The organism is Roseobacter sp. HKCC-CH-9351, from assembly GCF_037830295.1.
Lineage (GTDB): Bacteria > Pseudomonadota > Alphaproteobacteria > Rhodobacterales > Rhodobacteraceae > M30B80.
The window spans coordinates 1190590-1211641 of record NZ_JBBLYM010000001.1; the positions used below are offsets into that span (position 1 = coordinate 1190590).

Consider the following 21052-nt stretch of genomic DNA (forward strand, 5'->3'; position numbering starts at 1 on the left):
CCAACAGGCCAGAGAAAAAACGGCGCCCATCTGAGGGCGCCGTTTCTATGCTTTACGCAACTTGTCCCAAGGCTTGTTTCGGGGTCACGCCAAGGGCGGCGCAAATGTCGCGCGTCAATTCGGGCGTGTTGAGCGTGTAGAAATGCAAATCCTCAACGCCGCCTTCGATCAAATCGGTGCAAAGTTCGGTGCACAGGGCGGTCGACAGCAGCGTTTCGCGATCATCGCGGATCGCCTTTTCATAGGCCTCATCCACCCAAGCGGGGATATGCGCGCCGCAGGCCGATGCAAATCGGCGCACGCGTGTCCAATTGTTGACGGGCAAAATTCCAGGAATAATCGGTGCAGTGATACCCGCATCCGCACAAGCATCGCGAAAGCGGAAAAACGTACCAGCTTCAAAGAAAAACTGTGTGATTGCGGAATTTGCACCCGCATCAACCTTGCGCTTCAGGAACTCGACACAGGCATCTAGGTTTTCTGCCTCTGGATGCAGGTCAGGATAAGCGCCCACACGTAGGTGGAATTTGCCCGTTTTGGCCAAGGCCTCAACCAATTCGACCGAACTTGCAAATCCCTCTGGATGGGGGGTGAATTTGCCCGCACCTTTCGGCGGGTCGCCGCGCAATGCCACGATCTCGGTCACGCCCGCCTCAGCATAGCTGTCCGCAATGGCCAAAGTTTCTTCGCGGGTTGCGTTCACACAAGTCAGATGCGCCGCAACCGCAACGCCATAATTTGCGTGGATTGTTTTCACAGCATCATGGGTCAAATCCCGCGTTGTGCCGCCTGCGCCATAGGTCACAGAGACAAACTCGGGCGAGAGCGGGGCCAACTTGCCCAATGTGTCCCACAGGCGGAAGGAGGCCTCAATCGACTGAGGTGGGAAGAATTCGAATGAAATGCGCGGTGTGGACATGGTGATTCTGAAATCCTTGAATTGCTTGAGATCTTGTCGCATAGAGATGTTCAGTGAAGCAAATTCATAAAATTCATCATCAACATGAGGTTGATATGCATATCGAGTTCCGTCACCTGCGCACGATCAAAGCGATCCATGAATGCGGTGGCCTCGCCAAAGCGGCGGATCAGTTGCACATCACGCAAAGTGCCTTGAGCCATCAGATCAAGGGGCTTGAGGATCAAGCGGGGTTGGAACTATTTGTGCGCCGCTCCAAACCCATGCGGCTTTCTGCGGCGGGGATGAAGCTATTGCGTTTGGCTGAAGAAGTTTTGCCACGCATCGAGGCCTTGGAAGATGAGTTTTCAGGCCTTCGGTCTGGCAAAGCAGGGCGGTTGCACATCGCGATTGAATGCCACGCTTGTTTTGACTGGCTTTTGCCCGTGCTTGAGGCTTTCCGCACCGCATGGCCAGAGGTTGATGTCGATATTCGCCCCGGTTTGCAATTCGAGGCCCTGCCTGCCCTTCTGCGCGAGGAGGTGGATTTGGTTGTCTCCTCTGATCCAGAAGATTTGGATGGGGTCGATTTTACCCCGCTTTTTGATTATGAGCCTGTTTTCATCTGCTCTAAGGATCATCCGCTTGCACAAAAGGATTTCATCAGCGCCGAGGATTTCGCGCAGGAAACCTTGATCACATACCCCGTAGATCGCGCGCGGTTGGATGTATTTACCGAAGTTTTGATGCCCGCAGGAATTGAGCCAAAAGCAATTCGGCGGGTCGAGCTCTCTGCCGTGATCGTTCTTTTGGTGGCCTCCATGCGCGGGGTGGCGGTTTTGCCCGATTGGGTTGTGCGGGGGCAGGCGTTGCAAAACGCCTCTATTGTCTCGAAACGTCTCAAACAAAGCGGGGTGACCAAACGCCTCTATGGGGCCACGCGTGCCGAAGATACGGCCAAGCCCTTTATGGCCAATGTGCTGCGCCTTGCGCGCACTGAGCCGCCAAAATTACAGCGCCGTGGTTAGCGCGCGCGCAGATTTTGACGAATTCGCGCCCCTGCACCCTTGGCACTTGGCCCCGCGCGGGCTATAGGGCGCGCCTGTTGCTTGGGCGAAACGCCCCCCGAAAGGAATACCGCGATGCAAGGTTCTGCAAATCTCAACGTTATGATCAAAGCTGCCCGTAAAGCGGGGCGCAGCTTGTTGAAAGATTTCCGCGAGGTTGAGAACCTTCAAGTTTCTTCAAAAGGGCCGGGCGATTTCGTAAGCCGTGCGGATCGGGCCGCGGAGGAAATTCTGCGCGAGGAATTGATGGGCGCACGCCCCAATTATGGCTTCTTGGGCGAAGAAGGCGGTGAGATTGCAGGCACTGACCCAACCCGCCGTTGGATTGTTGACCCGCTTGATGGCACGACAAACTATCTGCATGGTTTGCCCCATTGGGCCGTGTCCATCGCGCTTGAGCATAAGGGCGAGGTCGTGTCTGCGGTGGTATATGATGCAAGCCGCGATGAATTGTTTTTTGCCGAAAAAGGTGCGGGCGCTTGGCTTAATGACAGTCAACGCTTGCGCGTCTCCGCCCGCAATCGCTTGATTGAATCAATCTTTGCAATGGGCGTTCCATTTGGCACGCAGAAATATCTGCCCGCTGTCTTGCGCGATATGGGTCAGCTTTTGCCCGTTTGCGCAGGGGTTCGCCGCTTGGGTGCAGGCTCGCTTGATCTCGCCTACGTAGCGGCGGGGCGCTATGAGGGCTTTTGGGATTACCACCTTAAGCCATGGGATTTTGCCGCAGGTCTGTTGATCGTGCGCGAAGCGGGCGGCTTTGTTGAGCCGATCCGCGAAGGGCAGGATATGATGGTGGATGGCCACCTGATTGCCGCTGCTGAGCCGATTTTTGAGGCTTTTGCGAAAATCATCCGCAGCCGCGAGGACAGTTAAACCGCGCGCGCTTTGGGATGGGCGGTTTCGTAAATCTCAACCAATCTTTTCGTGTCAATCGCGGTATAGGCTTGGGTTGTCGATAGGCTTGCATGGCCAAGCAATTCTTGAATGGCGCGCAAATCACCTCCTGCATTTAACAGATGGGTTGCAAAGCTGTGTCGCAGCGCGTGCGGTGTCGCGCTTGGGGGCAGGCCAAGCTGCATCCGTGCTTTCTCGACAATCAGTGCAATGATGCGCGGGTTCAGCGCGCCGCCGCGAATGCCGCGAAAAAGCGGCGCATCGGCTGTCAATTCATAAGGGCACAGGTCGGCATAGCGCGCCAATGCGTTGCGTGCAGCGGGCAAGACGGGCAATTCGCGTTCCTTATTGCCCTTGCCGCGCACCCGTAAGACATCGCCTAAGGGGAAGGTCGCCCCGGTGAGGGCCAAAGCCTCACCACGGCGTAAACCGCATCCATAAAGCAGCGTGACAATCGCCAAATCTCGGGCCTGCACCCATGGGCGGTGATCTTCGCTGGCAACTTGGTCAAGCAGGTGGCGTGCATCCCCTTCGCTCAGAGGGCGCGGCAGGCTGCGTTGATAGCGTGGCGCGCGCATAGAGAGCACCACGCTTGCATCAAAGCCATCGTGGTCTGACCACCAATTGTAAAAACTACGCACCGATGACAAGGCGCGCGCCAAAGATCGGGCTGATACACCGCGCGCGCGCATCGCGGCCATATAGGCCCGCATATCGCGCAAGCTGACAGATTTTAGGGCGTTTGGGCCACGGCTATCTGGGTCATGGCGGGCGTGAAATTCAAGAAAATCACGCAAATCCCGCCCATAGGCCTCGATCGTTGCCTCCGCACGCCCCTCCACCCCGCGCAAATGGGTGATCCATCGCTCGAAAAGATCACGGGTGGCGGGGGCAATCAGCATGGGTTTAGCCCAAATAGGTATGCATCACGCGCTCATAGACGCCTGCAAAAAAAGCCAAGAGGTCAGTCCCTTGGCTTGGGCGGAATTGATGCGGGTCTTCTGCGGCAAAAGCCAACATCCCAGGAAGCCGATCTGGCCCCATATCCAGACGCACAAGACCTTCGGATTTGATCCATTCTGCGGCCGTGCCAAAAACCTGTTCGGCATGGGGGCTTGCGCCGCGCAATGTAACCTGACGCGAGGGCACATCGCGCCCGCCTGTGAGATAGGCATCAACAAAACCTGCAGGCACGATGGAGAGAACCTCATCAAGACCGCTCAGGTCATCGGGGTCACGTTCTTCGGCCTCATGGCTTTCGAGAACCAATTTTGCGCGATCAACGCGCAGGATTTCAGGCAGGTCTGCGGCTGTAATTTTCAAAAAATCTTCGGAATTCTCGGCCTCTAACACCCGCAACACGGCGCGGTGAATTTGATTAGTGCCCGTCAGATTTTCATAGGCCGCCGCGATCACAGAGCGATGCGTGTCCTCTAGGCGTTCAAGGCGGCTTTCCAATCGCTCCATTGCAATGCCGCGCATATCGACCACATTCCCGCCCATCAGCCGATCATTGGCCGAGATCAGAACGCGCATTAGGTCGCGATCCTCTAGGATTAATTCGGGGTCTTTGAGAACGCGCTCACGCCAATCGCCGAGCATTTCTGCTTTCTGTGTCACTGTCCTTGCCTCATTCTGCGCGCCCCGCCTTTTGGGGGGCATCTCATTTGTGCCACGGTCTGGTGCCGTGTTGCTTACTCGCTACGCCGTCACCTTACACCAAAGCTTTTCCGATTTCTGCCCTGTTTTTTCGCTTCTGCAAATTATGGGGCCGTGGGGTCTTGGTTTTGGTGCTTTTCATCGCGGCGCTTGCGTGGTTCTTTGCATATATCCCGCTTGACCTTGAATGCAAAAGAGAATGAACGCCAACGCGATGGAAGCTGATTTTTTCACTGAAGGGACGCTTGTTGGTGTGCTGACCGCTGAACCGCTGGATCGCGTGCTGGATTATCGCGCGCCAGAGGGGGGCTGTGAGATAGGTGCCTTTGTCGAAGTGCCGCTTGGCCCGCGCCGCGTGATTGGCGTGGTTTGGGGGCGGGGGCAGGGGGGCTATGACCCTACAAAAATTCGTAAAATCGCGAATGTGGTTGATGTGGCGCCAATGCGCCCTGAAATGCGCCAATTTCTAGAGCGCGCTGCGCAATACACCTTTACGCCCTTGTCAGCGATGCTGCGTTTGGCCACGCGTGCGCCTGCATTGGGGGCTTCGCCTCAAGCGCGCAGGCTCTATACGCGGGGGGCGACCACGCCGGCACGGATGACGGATGCGCGAGCCCGTGTCATGGATGTGATTGACGAATATGGCGGCGCCGCGCTGTCGCAAACCGAATTGGCGCAGGCGGCAGGGGTCAGCAGCGCGGTCATCAAAGGATTGGTCGAACAAGGCGCATTGGCGCAAGTCGAGGCTCCCCGCGATGCGCCTTTCCCCGCTTTGGATCATCACCTTGAGGGCAAGAACCTCAGCCCTGATCAGGCGGATATCTCGCGCCGCTTGCGCCACAAAATTGCGGCAGGCGGCTTTGGGGCCAGTCTACTCAACGGGGTCACGGGGTCAGGCAAAACTGAAGTCTATCTTGAGGCGGTTGCGGAGGCTTTGGCGAAAGGCCAACAGGCGCTTGTCCTTTTGCCTGAGATTGCCCTTTCTGCCGAATTCCTGACGCGGGTTGAAGCGCGGTTTGGTGCGCGCCCTGCCGAGTGGCATTCAGGGATTACCATGGCCGAACGGCGGCGCGTCTGGAAAATGGTGGGCGAAGGGGCGGCACAATTGGTGGTAGGCGCGCGCTCTAGCCTGTTCCTGCCGTTCCGAGATTTGGGTTTGATCGTGGTCGATGAAGAACATGATGCCTCCTACAAGCAGGAAGACGGCGTATTCTACAATGCCCGCGATATGGCTGTTCTGCGCGGCTCCGTTGCAGGCGCGCAGGTGATCTTGGCATCGGCGACCCCTTCACTTGAGACATGGGCAAATGCGGAGGCGGGCAAATATGAACGCTTTGATCTGCCCGCGCGGTTTGGCGCGTCTGAATTGCCACAGATGAGCGCGATTGATATGCGCCTTGAGGATGTGCCCTCGGGGCAATGGATTTCACCGAGCTTGGCGCATGAGGTGGCGGCGCGTATTTCAGCAGGTGAGCAAAGCCTGTTGTTCCTCAATCGCCGTGGCTTTGCGCCGATTACCCTATGCCGTGCTTGCGGTGTACAAATTGCCTGTGATCATTGTGATGCCCGCATGGTTGAACACCGCTTTCAAAAGCGGCTGATGTGCCATCAATGCGGCGAGACGAAAGATATTCCCGAAACCTGCCCCGCCTGTGGCGTTGAGGGGAAGTTGACGGCCTTAGGGCCTGGGGTCGAACGCATTGCCGAAGAGGCGCAAGCCCTGTTTCCACAGGCGCGCGTGGCGATTTTATCATCTGATTTGTTTGGCTCCGCCCGCGCGCTGAAAGCACAGATTGCTGAGATTGCAGAAGGCGGATGCGATATTATCATCGGCACGCAATTGGTGGCCAAGGGGCATAATTTCCCGAACCTCACCTTGGTGGGGGTGGTGGATGCTGATCTTGGGTTGCACGGGTCTGACTTGCGCGCGGCTGAGCGCAGTTTTCAGCTGATGCGCCAAGTTGCAGGCCGCGCAGGGCGCGCTGAAAAAGCAGGGGTCGCCATTATGCAGACCTATCAGCCCGAGCACCCCGTGATCACCGCCATTCTGGCCAATGATGATGAGGGGTTCTGGCGTGCCGAGGCCGCGATGCGCGAAGCGGCCGCGATGCCACCCTATGGCAGGCTTGCGGGGATCGTGATCTCAAGCCCCGATTTGGCCGAGTGTTTTGATCTGGGCAATCATCTGGCCCGCCATGATGGCGCGCTGCGCCAGATTGAGGCGCAGGTTTTTGGCCCTGCCCCTGCGCCTGTCGCACGGGTGCGGGGGTGGCATCGTGTGCGCCTTTTGGTCAAGGCCCCAAAAGGCGCGCCCATTCAAGCGGCGCTTGCGCACTGGCTGAACGGATTGAAATATTCCAACAAGCTGCGTCTCTCGGTCGATATTGATCCGCAAAGTTTCTATTGATCTGGCAATTTTTGCGCGGGAACTTCCCTTGGCGCGCAAGCCCCGTTAGAAGGCAAGGGTGATTTGACAAGAAGGATCGCATCCATGAGCGCGCGTGGCACATATCCTGACCCTAAGGCAGGGATCATGCAGATTGCCCTTTATCAGGGCGGATTAAGTGCGCTTCAGGGGCATCAAAACCCGATTAAACTTTCGTCAAACGAAAATCCGTTCGGGCCAAGCCCCAAGGCTCGCGCGGCGATTGAGGCGGCAGCGGCGGATATGCACCGCTACCCTGACACGGGTCACACGGCCTTGCGCGAAGCCATAGGTGCGCTGCACGGCCTTGACCCTGATCGCATTATCTGTGGCGTTGGTTCGGATGAGGTGATCCAATTTCTGTGCCACGCTTTTGCGGGGCAGGGGGATGAGGTTCTGTTCACCGAGCATGGATTTGCCATGTATCGCATCTGTGCACTAATGGTTGGCGCTACACCCGTTGAGGTTCCCGAGGCGGATTTTCGTGTCGATATTGATGCAGTGATCGCGGGGATAACGCCGCGCACCCGATTGGTGTTTATTGCTAACCCTGCAAACCCAACAGGCACTTTTCTCAGCCATGAGGAATTGACGCGTTTGGCCGATGCTATCCCGCCAAATTGTTTGTTGGTGATTGATGCGGCCTATGCAGAGTTTGTTGATGGGTATGATGGCGGTGCAAGCCTCGCAACAGAGCGCGACAATGTTGTGATGACCCGCACCTTTTCCAAGCTTTATGGGCTTGGGGGCCTGCGGGTGGGATGGGGCTATGGCGCGAAAGGGTTGATTGAAATTTTAACGCGTTTGCGTCAGCCCTTTAACCTCTCAACCCTTGCGCTTGCAGGGGCAGAGGCGGCGATTGCAGATCAAGACTTTGCCCAAAATTCGGTGCGCATAAACAATGCCGAACGCGATACCCTGACGCGAGGCTTGCGTGATTTGGGGATCAAAGTCTCGGACAGTGAAGCGAACTTCATCTTGGCCCGTTTCGAGGATGAGGCGACCGCTGACGCGGCTGATGCGTTTTTCAAATCGCGCGGCATTATCGTGCGGGCGCCAAAGTCTTATAAAATCCCGCATGGGCTGCGGATCACCATCGGGCGGCCCGAGGATAATGTTCATGTTCTGGCGGCAATGCGCGCCTTAAGGGGGGCGAAATGAGCCAGCTTTACACCCGTGTTGCCCTAATCGGTCTGGGGCTGATTGCAGGCTCAATGTCGCTTGCGATGCGCCGAGCGGGTCTTGCTGGCGAGGTGGTGGGCTATGCCCGCTCGCCCCAGACGCGGGATGTCGCGCGCGAAATCGGGCTTTGTGATCATATCGCGGATGATCTGGCCAGCGCGGTTGTGGGTGCGGATTTGGTGGTTCTTTGCGTGCCTGTTGGCGCGATGGAGGCCGTAGCGCTTGAAATGGCCCCGCATTTGGCCACAGGTGCCACAATCTCCGATGTGGGATCGGTGAAGTGCGCGGTGATCGATGCGGTCGCCCCGCATTTGCCACAAGGGGTGGATTTCATCCCAGCGCACCCGCTTGCAGGCACCGAACATTCTGGCCCCCGCTCGGGCTTTGCCGAGTTGTTTGATAATCGCTACGTCCTCCTCACCCCAGAGGCAGACAGCAACCCTGATGCGGTGGCGCGATTGCGCGCCCTGTGGGAAGGGTGCGGTGCCAAGGTTGAGGAAATGGACGCAGATCATCACGATCTGGTTCTTGCCGTCACCAGCCACACACCGCATTTGATCGCCTACACGATGGTCGGTGTCGCTGATGATTTGCGCCGCGTGACGGATAGTGAAGTGATCAAATATTCTGCGGCGGGTTTCCGTGATTTCACCCGCATTGCAGCCTCTGATCCGACCATGTGGCGGGATGTTTTCTTGTCCAACAAAGATGCCACCCTAGAGATTTTGGGGCGCTTTACCGAAGAATTATTCGCCTTGCAGCGCGCTATTCGGCGGGGCGATGGGGATCATCTGCACGCCTATTTCACCCGCACCCGCGCCATTCGGCGCGGCATTATTGAGGCGGGGCAGGATACAGATGCGCCTGATTTTGGCCGGATCGCGCGCAAGAAAGATTAACGCAGGATCAAGCGTGGTGCGGGGCCAATGGGGATCGGCCCTGCAAAGACCGCACCCCCGCTAAAGCGTAAGATGATATCAAGGTTTTCGGGCTGGCCCGAGAGCTGCGCAAAAAACCCAAGCCCGCCATCTAGCATTTGATACAGGTCTTGCGAAATGACCCGAGCGCGCAAGGCCATATCTAACATCGCGCGCCAGTTTTCCGCCCTAAGCGCCAGATCACCCTCAGCTATGCCTTGTGCATCCACTGTGACCGCACCCGAAGCGCGCAAAACCATATCCCCCCAGATGGCAGAGGCTTGGTCAATTTGGATGGCCGTAAATTGCGGGCGGGCCTGTTCAAGCGCGTCCAAATCCCACGGTCGATCAAAGGTCAAAGTGGCATCAAGGCTGGATTGCTCGAAAATCGTAGGCATGACCCCCGCAGGATCAAGCCGCGCGCGCAGGCCTTGGGGGAGAGATAACCCCTCGATTGCGGCATTCATATCATAGGTTTGATCCTCATTCTGCAATCGGGTGAATGTGATCGTGGCCGCGTCTAAACTGGCTTGCCAAGCAGCGTCATTCGCGCGCTGAAGGGTGAGATCGCGCAACTGGGTCGCCGCCCCTGACACTGCCAGATTGCTGGTTGGTTCAAGCTGCAAATTGGACTGAAACTGCGCCGAAGCGATATCGAAACGTGCTTCGGGCGTGGCAAAAACATGGGCGCTTGGCCATGTAACGGATATGTGCCCTGCAGACAGCAAGGCCTGATTAATCAAGATTGCTGGGCCCGACCAAAGCCACCCTGTTTCAGGGTCAGCCAGTTCCAAATTCGGGATTGTGGCATTCAGGCTGAGGGGAAAGCCCTTCACCTCAATCGGATCATGTGAGACAAGCCACCCATCGGCTTGGCGTGCTTCGAACCATGCTGCGAGGGTCGATTTGCTTGCTGCGGCAAGCCCAAACCAAACCCCACTGGCCAACAGGCAAAGGGCCGCGATGATGATAAGAACCTTTTTCATGCGCCATTCCTTAACGCTGCGCGTCAGGACTGCCAAGCGCCAAAGCGAGGCGGCATCTCATGTCTGAGGCACAGTTTGAACCTCTCTGGGTCTTTGGCTATGGCAGCCTAATCTGGAACCCGGGCTTTCCTGTGGCGCAGACCGCGCATGCGCGGCTTATCGGATGGCGGCGGTCGTTTTGCATGTCCTCTATTCACCACCGCGGCACGCCCGAGGCACCAGGGTTGGTTTTGGCCTTGGATCAGGCCAAAAATGCCCATTGTGACGGGGTAGCGTTTCGCGTGACTGATGGTCATGAAAGCGCAACCTTGGAATATTTGCGCGAGCGTGAGTTGGTCAGCTCTGCCTATCTTGAGACGCGCCAAACGGTGCATGTGTCAGCGGGTGGGACGCTCGAGAATGTGCTGACTTTTGTCATTGACCCTGACCATTGCCAATATCGCGGTAACCTTGACCTTGAGACTCAAGCCCAGATTATCGCGCACGCTGTGGGCGGGCGGGGGCCAAACGATGAATATCTGATCAACACAGCCGAGCATTTGCACCAAATCGGCGTTCCTGATGCCGAATTATCGTGGCTTCAATCACGCGTTGCCGCGATAAAAGCAGAGATAAAACCATCGTGATCTTGCGCCCCCCTGTTGGCAGAGCCATGGAAGGGCGGTAGGTTGGGCCCAAGCGAGGCCACGGGGCAGGAGAGTTTTTGATGAGCGGCATAAACAGAAGCGGGGCGCAGTCTAGTTTTACACGCCCCACCCGCCAGATTTTCCTGATGATGATCATATGCGGCTTGGTCGCGGCAGGGGGCGCAGTGGTTTATCCCATGGTGCTGCCTGTTTTCCTCTCTAACCCCTATCTCAATGGCACCATAGGCGTGGTGTTCTTGGTCGGCGTGATGGCCTGTTTCTGGCAAGTGCTGCAGTTATTTTCTTCGGTGCGCTGGATCGAAGGCGCGGCGCAGCAAGGTTTGACAGATCAACGGCGTCCCGAACTTTTGGCGCCTTTAGCCGCCGCTTTGCAAGGGCGCGGTGCACGGATGCAGCTGTCGACCATGACGACCCGTTCGGTATTGGATTCGGTAGGTGCGCGGATGGAAGAAAGCCGCGACATCACCCGCTATTTGGCGAATTTGCTGATTTTCCTCGGTCTCTTGGGCACGTTTTTTGGATTGGCCACAACAGTGCCTGCAGTTGTGGATACAATTCGCGGTCTACAGCCCAGTGCCGGTGAAGATGGGCTTGCGGTTTTCTCGCGGCTGATGACGGGGCTTGAAAGCCAGTTGGGGGGGATGGGCACGGCCTTTGCCTCCTCGCTTTTGGGGCTCGCGGGCTCTTTGGTTGTGGGGCTTTTGGAACTTTTCGCAGGACATGGCCAGAACCGATTTTACCGTGAAATGGAAGAATGGCTGTCCTCCATCACGCGGATGAGTTTTTCCTCGTCTGATGCCGATGGAGATGGCGGCGGCGTGGATCGTGCGGCCGTGGCCACAGTTTTGGATCACATGGTTGACCAGATCGACAGCCTTCAGGCGATGTTCGCGCAATCCAACGTCCGTCAGGCTGAACTTCAAGCGCGGATGGTAGAGATGACCAGCGCAGTTGTGGCTTTGGCCGAGCGGATGACCCCTCAATCGCAAGAGATCGCAGCACGTCAGGCTCATGCGCAAGAACAACTGGTTCAGCGATTGGAGCTTCTGGGCCATCTGGGCGGATTTGACGATGAAGCCCGCGCGCGAATGCGGTCAATTGACATCCAGCTTGTGCAAATTTTTGAACAAATGGCGGCGCGGGCAAAGCAGTCGTCTGGTGACGATAGCGAAGTACGTGCGCTGCGCCGTGAGATGGCCGCGCTGACGGCCGCTATTCGCCGTGTGACTGAGGCGGATGAAAACGGGCAAGGACAAGCCTGATGGCGTTTCACCGCAGAACGGGAAATCGGTTTTCCGCCGCGATTTGGCCGGGTTTTGTGGATGCTATCACCGCATTGCTGATGGTGATGATTTTTGTGCTGACTATTTTCATGGTGGTGCAGTTTGTTCTGAGTGATCGGATTGCCATGCAGGACGATGAGCTTGATGCGTTGAGTGATCAGATTGCCACTCAGGACAATGAGCTGGATGCTCTTAACGCAGAATTGAATGCGCTCAGTGATGCTCTTGGGTTAGAACAGGCCCGCTCTAGCGATCTTGAAACGCGCCTTGCCACATTGGGCGGCCAGTTGTCCGACGCACAGGTAAGCATTGCCTCCTTCGAGGAGCAGGTGGCAAGTCTCTTGGCGCGCCAGGCTGATTTGCGCGCTCAAGTGGATAGCACGCGCGCTGAACTTGCAGAAACACTCTCCCGCGAGGAGGCGTTGAACCTTGCGCTTGCGCAAGCGCGCAGCGAGATTGACAGCGCCGCTGAGGCCGCGCGCCTAGCAGCTGCGCGGCGCGAGGCGCTTGAGGCGCTGTTGGCAGATTTGCGCAGTGAGAACAGCGACCTGCAAACCCAGCTATCAGACGAAGAAGCCGCGCGCTTGGCTGATGCTGCGGCAGCCGAAGCCCTGCGCGAGAGATTGGCCAATTCTGACGCGGAATTGACTGCCCTGACCCTTGTATTGGAGGAGGAGCGGGCAAGGGCAGAGGAAACGCTGACCCTATTGGCTGCGGCGCGTGCGGCGCAAGAAAACCTACCCGCAGTTGAAGATTTGCAATCACAACTGTCTGAGCGAGAGGCCCTTTTAGCGGTCGCCAATGCCGAGCTTGCCACGGCGCAGGCGCAATCGACCGAAGCGCAGCGGCGTGTGGTTGTTCTAAATGAGCAGCTTGCAGCCCTGCGCGCGCAACTCGCCGCACTTGAAAATATCTTGGACGAATCCGAGGCGCGCGATGAGGAAGCACAGGTGCAAATTGACGCGCTCGGAACGCGATTGAACACGGCTCTCGCCCAAGTCGCGGCCGAGCAGCGCGCGCGAGCTGATCTAGAAGCAGCAGAAGCGCAGCGTTTGGAACGCTACAGATCCGATTTCTTTGGTCGCCTAAGAGAGGTGCTTGAGGGGCGTGATGGCGTGCGGATCGTGGGCGATCGTTTTGTGTTTTCCTCTGAAGTCTTGTTCGAGAGCGCCCGCGCTGATTTGAGCCCTGAGGGGCGCGCACAGATTGCCAATGTGGCTGAATTGCTGTTCCAGGTTTCCGATGAAGTTCCTGATGGTATCGATTGGATCATTCGTGTCGATGGGCATACCGATAATGTGCCGCTGTCGGCCAATGCGGAATTTTCGAACAACTGGGAATTGTCGCAGGCGCGCGCATTATCCGTGGTTACCTATATGAACGAAGAATTGGGCATTCCTGCTGAAAGACTGGCCGCCACAGGGTTTGGTGAATTCCACCCGGTGGCCGAAGGGGACAGCGCCGCAGCGCGTGCGCAAAACCGCAGGATTGAACTTAAGTTGACCGAACGTTAGCGCAGTTCGATTTCTGCTGGGCGTATTGAGATAAGTTTACCTTCGGGGATCAGTCGGATTCCTCAGATGTATCGTCCCGTTTCCCGCTTGGTGTGTGAAGGCCAGAGGCACGAAAACACTGTGCTTGGGCGCTCTGTAATGCGCCTCTGGTCATTCTGCTGTTAGCAGCGGTGGCTTTTTTGAGCTGATCCGTGGTGGCGCTCCATTCTCGATGCGCAGGTCGATTTTGCCGTCTTTGACACCAACCCTCACATTGCCTCCTTTGGCGAGTTTGCCGAATAGCAATTCCTCAGCCAGTGTTTTTTTGATTTGCTCTTGGATCACACGACCCAAAGGACGCGCGCCCATGCGATCATCATATCCTAGATCAGCCAAAAGTTCTGCTGCGGGTTTGGTCAGCTCAATCGTGACATTGCGATCAAGCAGCTGAGCCTCAAGTTGTAGAACGAATTTCTCAACCACCTGCAGGATTACATCTTTTGGCAGCGCGCCGAAACTGATCACCGCATCCAAGCGGTTGCGGAATTCAGGGGTGAAGGTGCGCTCAATCGCGGCGGTATCCTCACCTTCGCGGCGGTCGCGACCAAATCCAATAGCCGCCTTCGCCTGTTCGGCTGCGCCTGCGTTTGAGGTCATGATCAAGACGACATTGCGGAAATCGACCGAACGTCCGTTGTGATCGGTCAACGTGCCGTGATCCATGACCTGCAACAGGATGTTGAACACATCAGGATGCGCCTTTTCGATTTCGTCCAACAACAGCACGCAGTGAGGATGCTGATCCACGCCATCAGTCAGAAGTCCGCCCTGATCGAACCCGACATATCCTGGAGGGGCACCAATCAGGCGGGATACTGCGTGTTTCTCCATATATTCGGACATGTCAAAACGCAGCAACTCGACCCCAAGGGTATCTGCCAGTTGTTTGGCCACTTCGGTTTTACCAACACCTGTTGGCCCCGCGAAGAGATAGTTCCCAATGGGCTTTTCTGGTTCCCGCAGACCCGCGCGGGCCAATTTGATCGCAGAGGCCAAGGCCTCGATCGCTTTATCTTGGCCGAACACCACGCGCTTGAGTGTTTTTTCCAAATCGCGCAGCACTTCTGCATCGTCCTTTGAGACGTTCTTTGGTGGGATGCGCGCGATTTTGGCGACCACGGCTTCGATTTCCTTTGGGCCAATGGTCTTGCGCCGCTTGCTATCTGGCAGCAGATGCTGTGCCGCACCGGCCTCGTCAATCACGTCAATTGCTTTATCGGGTAATTTGCGGTCGTTGATATAGCGCGCCGCCAGTTCAACTGCGGTGCGGATCGCATCGGCGGTGTATTTCACATCATGGTGGCTTTCGAAATAAGGCTTGAGCCCGCGCAAAATTTTCACCGAATCCTCAACGGATGGTTCATTGACGTCAATCTTCTGGAAGCGGCGCGAGAGCGCGCGGTCTTTTTCAAAATGTTGACGGAACTCTTTATAGGTTGTCGATCCCATGCAGCGCAATTTGCCGCCCTGCAACGCGGGCTTAAGCAGGTTTGAGGCATCCATGGCCCCACCCGATGTCGCACCCGCCCCGATGACAGTATGAATTTCATCGATGAAAAGAACTGCGTCAGGATGGTCTTCCAATTCGTTGACCACGGCCTTCAGCCGTTCTTCGAAGTCACCGCGATAGCGTGTGCCTGCCAAAAGCGCGCCCATGTCGAGCGAATAAATGGTGGATTTCGCCAAAACCTCAGGCGTTTCGCCCTCGACAATCTTTTTCGCCAGACCTTCGGCAATGGCGGTTTTGCCAACACCAGGATCACCGACCAAGAGCGGGTTGTTCTTGCGGCGGCGGCACAGCACTTGAATGCAGCGTTCCACCTCATCATGGCGACCTATCAGCGGGTCCACATCGCCATCATGCGCCTTTTTGTTCAGATCAACGCAATATTTGGCAAGGGCGGACTCCTTGGCATCACTACCCTCAGGCGGGTTGCCACTTGTTTCAACGCCCTCGTCCATCGGATCAGTCGCGCCCGAAACAGGGCGGCTTTCCCCAAAAGACGGATCTTTCGCCACGCCATGTGCGATGAAATTCACCGCGTCATAGCGGGTCATATCCTGCTCTTGTAGGAAATAGGCTGCGTTTGACTCGCGCTCTGCGAAAATTGCGACAAGGACGTTTGCCCCTGTGACCTCGGTGCGACCCGAGGATTGCACATGGATCGCAGCGCGTTGGATCACCCGCTGGAAGGCCGCGGTCGGCACCGCCTCAGAGCCCTCGATATCTGTCTCAAGCGTGGCCAATTCTTCATCAATGAAGGTGATAAGCGTCTCGCGCAGGGCATCAATGTCTACGCTACAGGCGCGCATGACTTTGGCCGCGTCAGGCTCGTCCAACAGCGCCAGCAGAAGATGTTCCAATGTTGCCAATTCATGCTTGCGCGCATTCGCCTGCGCCAAAGCCGCATGGATGGCCTGCTCTAGGGTATTTGAAAACGACGGCACGATAAGTGCTCCTTTCGTTGCGGCCAGAGGCGCAAGCGGGTTCGGCCCACCTGCACTGAGTCTAGCCATAGCCTCACGCTATTAAGCTTCGGTTTTATTTTGCCAGTTTCAAGCTAAACTTGAAAAAAAACCTGCGATCGGCGCAAATTTGCGTGAAAATCCATCAGAACTGATCTTTGCGCTGCCTGATCTCGGCAAAGCATTCTGCGTCACTGGCATCTGTCATCTCCAAATGTGCTTTGATTTGCGGGTCATTGGCGCGCAGGAACGGGTTTGTGTCCAATTCCATGCCAAGGCTGCTTGGCACTGTTGGCAAGCCTTTTGCGCGCGCCTCGTCGATGCGGGTGGCGCGAGCTTGGAGCGCCTTGTTTTCGGGATCGATGGTCAAGGCAAACCGCGCATTTGATTGGGTGTATTCGTGGCCAGAACAGACAAGCGTATCACGCGGAAGTGCGGTCAGTGTTGACAAGCTTTGCCACATCTGAGCGGGTGTGCCCTCAAACAGGCGACCACAGCCAAGCGCCATGAGGCTGTCAGCGGTAAAGATCACGCCCGCCTGTGGGAAATGAACGGCGATGTGCCCCACAGTATGGCCAGACACATCGTAAACCGTGCCACGCAAGGCCCCGATTGCCATGACATCGCCTTCGTGCAGTGCGTGGTCAAGCGCGGGCAGCCTGTGGGCATCTGCGGCTGCCCCCCAAACGCGAATTGGGCTGTCGGTCGCCGCATGCAGATCGGGCAACCCGTCCACATGATCCCAATGGTGGTGGGTTAAGAGAACGTCTGTAATCACCCATCCGCGCCGCGCACATTCGGCGACAATGGGCGCGGCTTCTGGCACGTCTACGATCAAGGTTTGACCCGTTTCGCGCAGATGCAGCGCAAAGGCATAATTGTCCTTGAGGCAGGGGATTGTCACAATTTCAGTGGTGGGCGCGGCGGTGGTCATGGCAATCTCCTCAGCTTCGTGGCACACATGGCTCAAGACAATCGCAGCGGACTGGCTTTTGCAATGCATCTTGATGTCGTTGATTTGCGTCAATTTTACTATCGCACCCGATTGGGGCGAATTGCGCAAAAGGCCGTGCGCGATGCGATGTTGTCACTTTGGCCTAACGCAAGTGGGCAGACTGTGGTGGGCTTTGGCTTTGCTGTTCCGCTGTTGCGCCCGTATCTCGATCAATCGCGCCGCGTGATTGGCTTGATGCCGCAAGGGCAGGGTGTGATGCCTTGGCCTGCTGGGATGTCGAATGTTGCGGCCCTTTGCGAAGATGCGCGTTGGCCCTTGTCAGAAGGCATGGCAGATCGCTTGGTGATGCTGCATGGGCTTGAGACAAGCGATGATCCTGCGGCGCTCTTGGATGAAGCCGCCCGCGCGCTTGGGGCAGGGGGGCGGGCTTTGTTCATTGTGCCAAATCGCGGTGGCTTGTGGGCGCGCAGCGATGCTACGCCCTTCGGCTATGGGCGGCCCTACAGCCTCAGCCAGCTTGAGGCACAATTGCGCCACCATGGCTTTGTGCCAGAACGTCACCGTGCCGCACTTTTTGCGCCGCCAAGCCATGCGCGGTTCTGGCTCAGGTCTGCCGATATGATGGAACGCGCGGGGCGCTGGATGAGTTCGCACTACGCAGGCGGTGTGATCATGGTTGAAGCGAGTAAGCAAGTCTTTGCCCCTACAAAACGGGGTCACGCCGCACGCATGCGCAATCCCTTGCGCATCCTTGATGGTGTTCCAAGCCCTGCAACAGGTCGCGTGCGCCGCCAAAAAGGCCCCTCTATTTCGCAGATGCAGAATCGCTAAGGTGGGCCAAAAGAGGCCAACTCGGGACGTTTGCGCCTTGATTAGGGTCAAAATCGTCTCCATGCGCGCGTTTTTTTTTAGCTTCAAAGCGTCGCATCTGCAAAAAGATTTGGTTAACCGCTGAAAAACAATGATTTTGTTAAAATCATGTTTGCGCCATCGGCGGTTGCAGCAAATTAAACCCTCTGCTAAACGACCGCCAAACCTGAGGAACGGCGGCATCTTCAAGTCGCGAAGAACGAACTGCTCGGGCGTGATCCTCACGCTGCCCGAGCCAAATTGTTGAAAGGGTGGACGTGTCCGAATCGGCTTCGATCTCAACTGGCATCGCCGCGCGCTACGCGACCGCGATGTTCGACCTAGCCACCGAGGCGGCAGCGATTGATGCGCTGGCCAAAGATGTTGACGCGCTCGAAGCCGCATTGGCCGCTAGCGCAGACCTACGCGATTTGATCTACTCCCCGATCTACCGCCGTGGCGAGTCTCAGGCTGCCGTTGGCGCTGTCGCCAAGGCGATGAAATTGGGTATGGTCGCAACCAACACGCTACAGATCATGGCGCAAAAGCGCCGTCTCTTAGTTCTGCCGATGGTGCTGCGCGCCGTGCGCGCTCAAATCGCTGAAAGCCGTGGCGAGATGACCGCAGAGGTCGTATCTGCCAAGGCCCTGACCAAAACCCAAGCGGATAAACTGGCAAAAGCCTTGTCAGCCTCCGTGGGCAAGAAAATTAATTTGAATGCGACCGTTGATGAAAGCCTCATTGGCGGTCTTATCGTAAAGGTTGGCTCAAAGATGATCGATAGCTCGATCCGCTCCAAGCTCAACTCCCTCCAGAACACCATGAAAGAGGTCGGATAATGGCGATCCAAGCTGCAGAGATTTCCGCGATCCTGAAGGAACAGATCAAGAGTTTCGGTCAGGATGCAGAAGTGGCCGAAGTTGGCCGCGTGCTGAGTGTTGGCGATGGGATCGCCCGCGTTCACGGGCTTGATAATGTTCAAGCGGGTGAAATGGTCGAATTCCCAGGTGGAATTATGGGCATGGCCCTCAACCTTGAATCCGACAACGTAGGTGTCGTGATCTTCGGCTCTGACCGTGACATCAAAGAAGGTGACACTGTTAAGCGCACGAATTCGATCGTGGACGTTCCTGCTGGCCCAGAATTGCTTGGCCGCGTTGTAGACGGCTTGGGCAACCCACTTGATGGCAAAGGCCCGATCAAGTCTAAAGAGCGCCGCGTTGCGGACGTCAAAGCGCCTGGCATTATCCCGCGTAAATCTGTTCATGAGCCTATGGCAACAGGCCTCAAGGCTGTTGACGCGATGATCCCCATCGGCCGTGGTCAGCGCGAATTGATCATTGGCGACCGTCAGACAGGCAAAACTGCCGTGGCTTTGGACGCGATCCTGAACCAGAAAAGCTATAACGAAGCGGCTGGCAAAGACGAAAGCAAGAAGCTTTACTGCATCTATGTTGCGGTTGGCCAGAAGCGTTCGACTGTTGCGCAGTTGGTTAAGAAGCTCGAAGAGACAGGCGCGATTGAATATTCCATCGTTGTGGCAGCGACAGCTTCTGACCCTGCCCCGATGCAGTTCCTTGCGCCATATTCCGCGACCGCGATGGCCGAGTATTTCCGTGACAACGGCAAGCATGCGCTGATCATCTATGATGACCTGTCCAAGCAAGCTGTTGCTTACCGCCAGATGTCCTTGCTGCTTCGCCGTCCCCCAGGGCGTGAAGCCTATCCTGGTGACGTTTTCTACCTCCACTCTCGTTTGTTGGAGCGTTCGGCGAAGCTGAACGAAGATCTTGGTGCAGGGTCTTTGACCGCTCTGCCCGTGATTGAAACCCAAGGCGGTGACGTTTCGGCGTTTATTCCGACCAACGTGATCTCGATCACGGACGGCCAGATCTTCCTTGAAACCGACTTGTTCTATCAGGGTATTCGCCCTGCTGTGAACACAGGTCTATCCGTGTCTCGCGTGGGCTCTTCGGCCCAAACCAATGCGATGAAATCGGTGGCAGGTTCGGTGAAACTGGAACTGGCGCAGTATCGCGAAATGGCGGCCTTCGCGCAGTTTGGGTCTGACCTTGATGCGGCGACACAGCGTTTGCTGAACCGCGGCGCGCGTCTGACCGAGTTGATGAAGCAGTCACAATATGCACCGCTGACCAACGCAGAAATCGTCTGTGTGATCTTCGCGGGTATCTCTGGCTTCCTCGACAAGATCGCCGTGCGCGAAGTTGGCCGCTTTGAGCAGGGTCTGCTTCAGCATCTGCGTGGGAAGCACAAAGATGTTCTCGATTGGATCACCAATGAAGATCCAAAGATCAAAGGTGATGCAGCCGACCGACTGAAGGCAGTCATCGAAGAATTCGCCGCAGATTTCTCGTAAGGGGACGGGTTTATGCCAAGTCTCAAGGATCTGAAAACACGGATCGAGTCGGTCAAATCGACCCGCAAGATCACCAAGGCCATGCAGATGGTGGCTGCTGCAAAACTGCGCCGTGCGCAGGAAGCCGCCGAAGCTGGGCGGCCTTATGCCGAGAAAATGGCAGCGGTGATTGGCGGGCTGGCCGCTTCGGTCGGTGGGTCGGACAGTGCCCCGCGCCTTTTGGCAGGCACGGGTCAAGACCAGACACATCTGCTCGTTGTCATGACAGCCGAGCGCGGTTTGTGTGGGGGCTTTAACTCCACCATCGCGCGTCTTGCAAAAGCGCGCATTGCCGAGCTGATCGCACAGGGCAAAACTGTGAAGGTTTTGACTGTCGGCAAAAAAGGCCGTGAACAACTGCGCCGCGACTATGCAAACCTTTTGATTGGTCACGTTGACCTCTCCGAAGTGAAGCGCGTGGGTTACGAAAACGCAGCAGCCATCGCAAAGGATGTGATGGCACGCTTTGATGCGGGCGAATTTGATGTCGCCACCATCTTCTACAATCGCTTCCAGTCGGTGATTTCTCAGATCCCAACTGCGCAGCAAATCATCCCTGCTGTTTTTGAAGATGCTGCAGAAGATGTTGGGGCAGAAACGCCCTATGACTACGAACCTTCCGAAGAGGCAATACTGTCTGATCTGCTGCCCATTGGCGTGACAACGCAGATTTTTACAGCGCTTCTCGAAAATGGGGCCTCGGAGCAAGGGGCGCGTATGTCCGCAATGGATAACGCAACCCGCAACGCAGGCGATATGATCGACAAACTGACGATTGAGTTTAACCGCTCGCGTCAGGCTGTGATCACCAATGAATTGATTGAAATTATCTCGGGCGCGGAAGCGCTCTAA

At 56.6% G+C, this 21052-nt stretch carries 18 protein-coding genes; 12 read left to right on the top strand and 6 right to left on the bottom strand.

Annotation, left to right across the window (positions count from 1 at the left end; all coding sequences use genetic code 11):
- Positions 1-52: 52 nt before the first annotated feature.
- Positions 53-919 (bottom strand): methylenetetrahydrofolate reductase [NAD(P)H], encoded by an 867-nt coding sequence (gene metF, locus AAC632_RS06090; protein ID WP_340297616.1) that lies wholly within the window; start codon positions 917-919, stop codon positions 53-55.
- A gap of 95 nt (positions 920-1014) precedes the next feature.
- On the opposite strand from metF, the gene AAC632_RS06095 reads away from it, so the two are divergent.
- On the top strand, positions 1015-1926 hold the full coding sequence (locus tag AAC632_RS06095) for a LysR family transcriptional regulator (protein WP_340297614.1): 912 nt from the start codon (positions 1015-1017) through the stop codon (positions 1924-1926).
- 114 nt (positions 1927-2040) lie between these two features.
- On the top strand, positions 2041-2841 hold the full coding sequence (locus tag AAC632_RS06100) for an inositol monophosphatase family protein (protein WP_340297612.1): 801 nt from the start codon (positions 2041-2043) through the stop codon (positions 2839-2841).
- On the opposite strand, the gene AAC632_RS06105 is transcribed toward AAC632_RS06100, so the two are convergent.
- Positions 2838-3764 (bottom strand): tyrosine recombinase XerC, encoded by a 927-nt coding sequence (locus tag AAC632_RS06105; RefSeq protein ID WP_340297610.1) that lies wholly within the window; start codon positions 3762-3764, stop codon positions 2838-2840. The genes AAC632_RS06100 and AAC632_RS06105 overlap by 4 nt on opposite strands.
- Positions 3765-3768: 4 nt before the next feature.
- Positions 3769-4482 carry a DUF484 family protein gene (locus AAC632_RS06110; protein WP_445322648.1) on the bottom strand — a complete coding sequence of 238 codons (714 nt, stop codon included), beginning with the start codon at positions 4480-4482 and terminating at the stop codon, positions 3769-3771.
- Positions 4483-4735: 253 nt separating this feature from the next.
- Here AAC632_RS06110 and AAC632_RS06115 point away from each other — a divergent pair, with 253 nt between their 5' ends.
- The 3 genes from AAC632_RS06115 (at position 4736) to AAC632_RS06125 (ending at position 9027) form a co-directional block, all read left to right on the top strand.
- Positions 4736-6928, top strand: a complete 2193-nt coding sequence (locus AAC632_RS06115; RefSeq protein ID WP_340297608.1) for a primosomal protein N' — start codon at positions 4736-4738, stop codon at positions 6926-6928.
- Positions 6929-7012: 84 nt separating this feature from the next.
- Positions 7013-8107 carry a histidinol-phosphate transaminase gene (gene hisC / locus AAC632_RS06120; protein WP_340297606.1) on the top strand — a complete coding sequence of 365 codons (1095 nt, stop codon included), beginning with the start codon at positions 7013-7015 and terminating at the stop codon, positions 8105-8107.
- Positions 8104-9027 carry a prephenate/arogenate dehydrogenase family protein gene (locus AAC632_RS06125; protein ID WP_340297604.1) on the top strand — a complete coding sequence of 308 codons (924 nt, stop codon included), beginning with the start codon at positions 8104-8106 and terminating at the stop codon, positions 9025-9027. The genes hisC and AAC632_RS06125 overlap by 4 nt, the downstream gene beginning before the upstream one ends.
- Here the strand turns inward: AAC632_RS06125 and AAC632_RS06130 are convergent.
- A complete protein-coding gene (locus AAC632_RS06130) occupies positions 9024-10031 on the bottom strand; it encodes a DUF2125 domain-containing protein (RefSeq protein WP_340297601.1) in 1008 nt (335 codons plus the stop codon). The two genes, AAC632_RS06125 and AAC632_RS06130, sit on opposite strands and share 4 nt — an antisense overlap.
- A gap of 59 nt (positions 10032-10090) precedes the next feature.
- Here AAC632_RS06130 and AAC632_RS06135 point away from each other — a divergent pair, with 59 nt between their 5' ends.
- The 3 genes from AAC632_RS06135 (at position 10091) to AAC632_RS06145 (ending at position 13475) form a co-directional block, all read left to right on the top strand.
- Positions 10091-10657, top strand: coding sequence for a gamma-glutamylcyclotransferase (locus AAC632_RS06135; protein WP_340297600.1), 567 nt, complete (start codon positions 10091-10093; stop codon positions 10655-10657).
- A gap of 80 nt (positions 10658-10737) precedes the next feature.
- The gene (locus AAC632_RS06140; protein ID WP_340297598.1) at positions 10738-11940 is read left to right on the top strand and encodes a biopolymer transporter ExbB; all 1203 of its coding nucleotides are present in this window, start codon (positions 10738-10740) and stop codon (positions 11938-11940) included.
- A complete protein-coding gene (locus AAC632_RS06145) occupies positions 11940-13475 on the top strand; it encodes a peptidoglycan -binding protein (protein WP_340297596.1) in 1536 nt (511 codons plus the stop codon). The genes AAC632_RS06140 and AAC632_RS06145 overlap by 1 nt, the downstream gene beginning before the upstream one ends.
- 150 nt (positions 13476-13625) lie before the next feature.
- Here AAC632_RS06145 and clpA read toward each other — a convergent pair whose 3' ends face one another.
- Both clpA and gloB read right to left on the bottom strand, forming a co-directional pair.
- Complete coding sequence (clpA, locus tag AAC632_RS06150) at positions 13626-15962, bottom strand: ATP-dependent Clp protease ATP-binding subunit ClpA (RefSeq protein ID WP_340298754.1); 2337 nt, start codon at positions 15960-15962, stop codon at positions 13626-13628.
- Between the two features lie 163 nt (positions 15963-16125).
- Positions 16126-16914 (bottom strand): hydroxyacylglutathione hydrolase, encoded by a 789-nt coding sequence (gene gloB / locus AAC632_RS06155; RefSeq protein WP_340298753.1) that lies wholly within the window; start codon positions 16912-16914, stop codon positions 16126-16128.
- 63 nt (positions 16915-16977) lie between these two features.
- On the opposite strand from gloB, the gene AAC632_RS06160 reads away from it, so the two are divergent.
- The 4 genes from AAC632_RS06160 to AAC632_RS06175 all read left to right on the top strand — a co-directional run bounded on the left by AAC632_RS06160 (position 16978) and on the right by AAC632_RS06175 (position 21052).
- Complete coding sequence (locus tag AAC632_RS06160; RefSeq protein ID WP_317656295.1) at positions 16978-17766, top strand: methyltransferase domain-containing protein; 789 nt, start codon at positions 16978-16980, stop codon at positions 17764-17766.
- Positions 17767-18062: 296 nt separating this feature from the next.
- Complete coding sequence (locus tag AAC632_RS06165) at positions 18063-18623, top strand: F0F1 ATP synthase subunit delta (protein WP_340297591.1); 561 nt, start codon at positions 18063-18065, stop codon at positions 18621-18623.
- Positions 18623-20161, top strand: a complete 1539-nt coding sequence (atpA, locus tag AAC632_RS06170; protein WP_340252453.1) for a F0F1 ATP synthase subunit alpha — start codon at positions 18623-18625, stop codon at positions 20159-20161. The genes AAC632_RS06165 and atpA overlap by 1 nt, the downstream gene beginning before the upstream one ends.
- A 12-nt stretch (positions 20162-20173) precedes the next feature.
- On the top strand, positions 20174-21052 hold the full coding sequence (locus AAC632_RS06175) for a F0F1 ATP synthase subunit gamma (protein ID WP_340297588.1): 879 nt from the start codon (positions 20174-20176) through the stop codon (positions 21050-21052).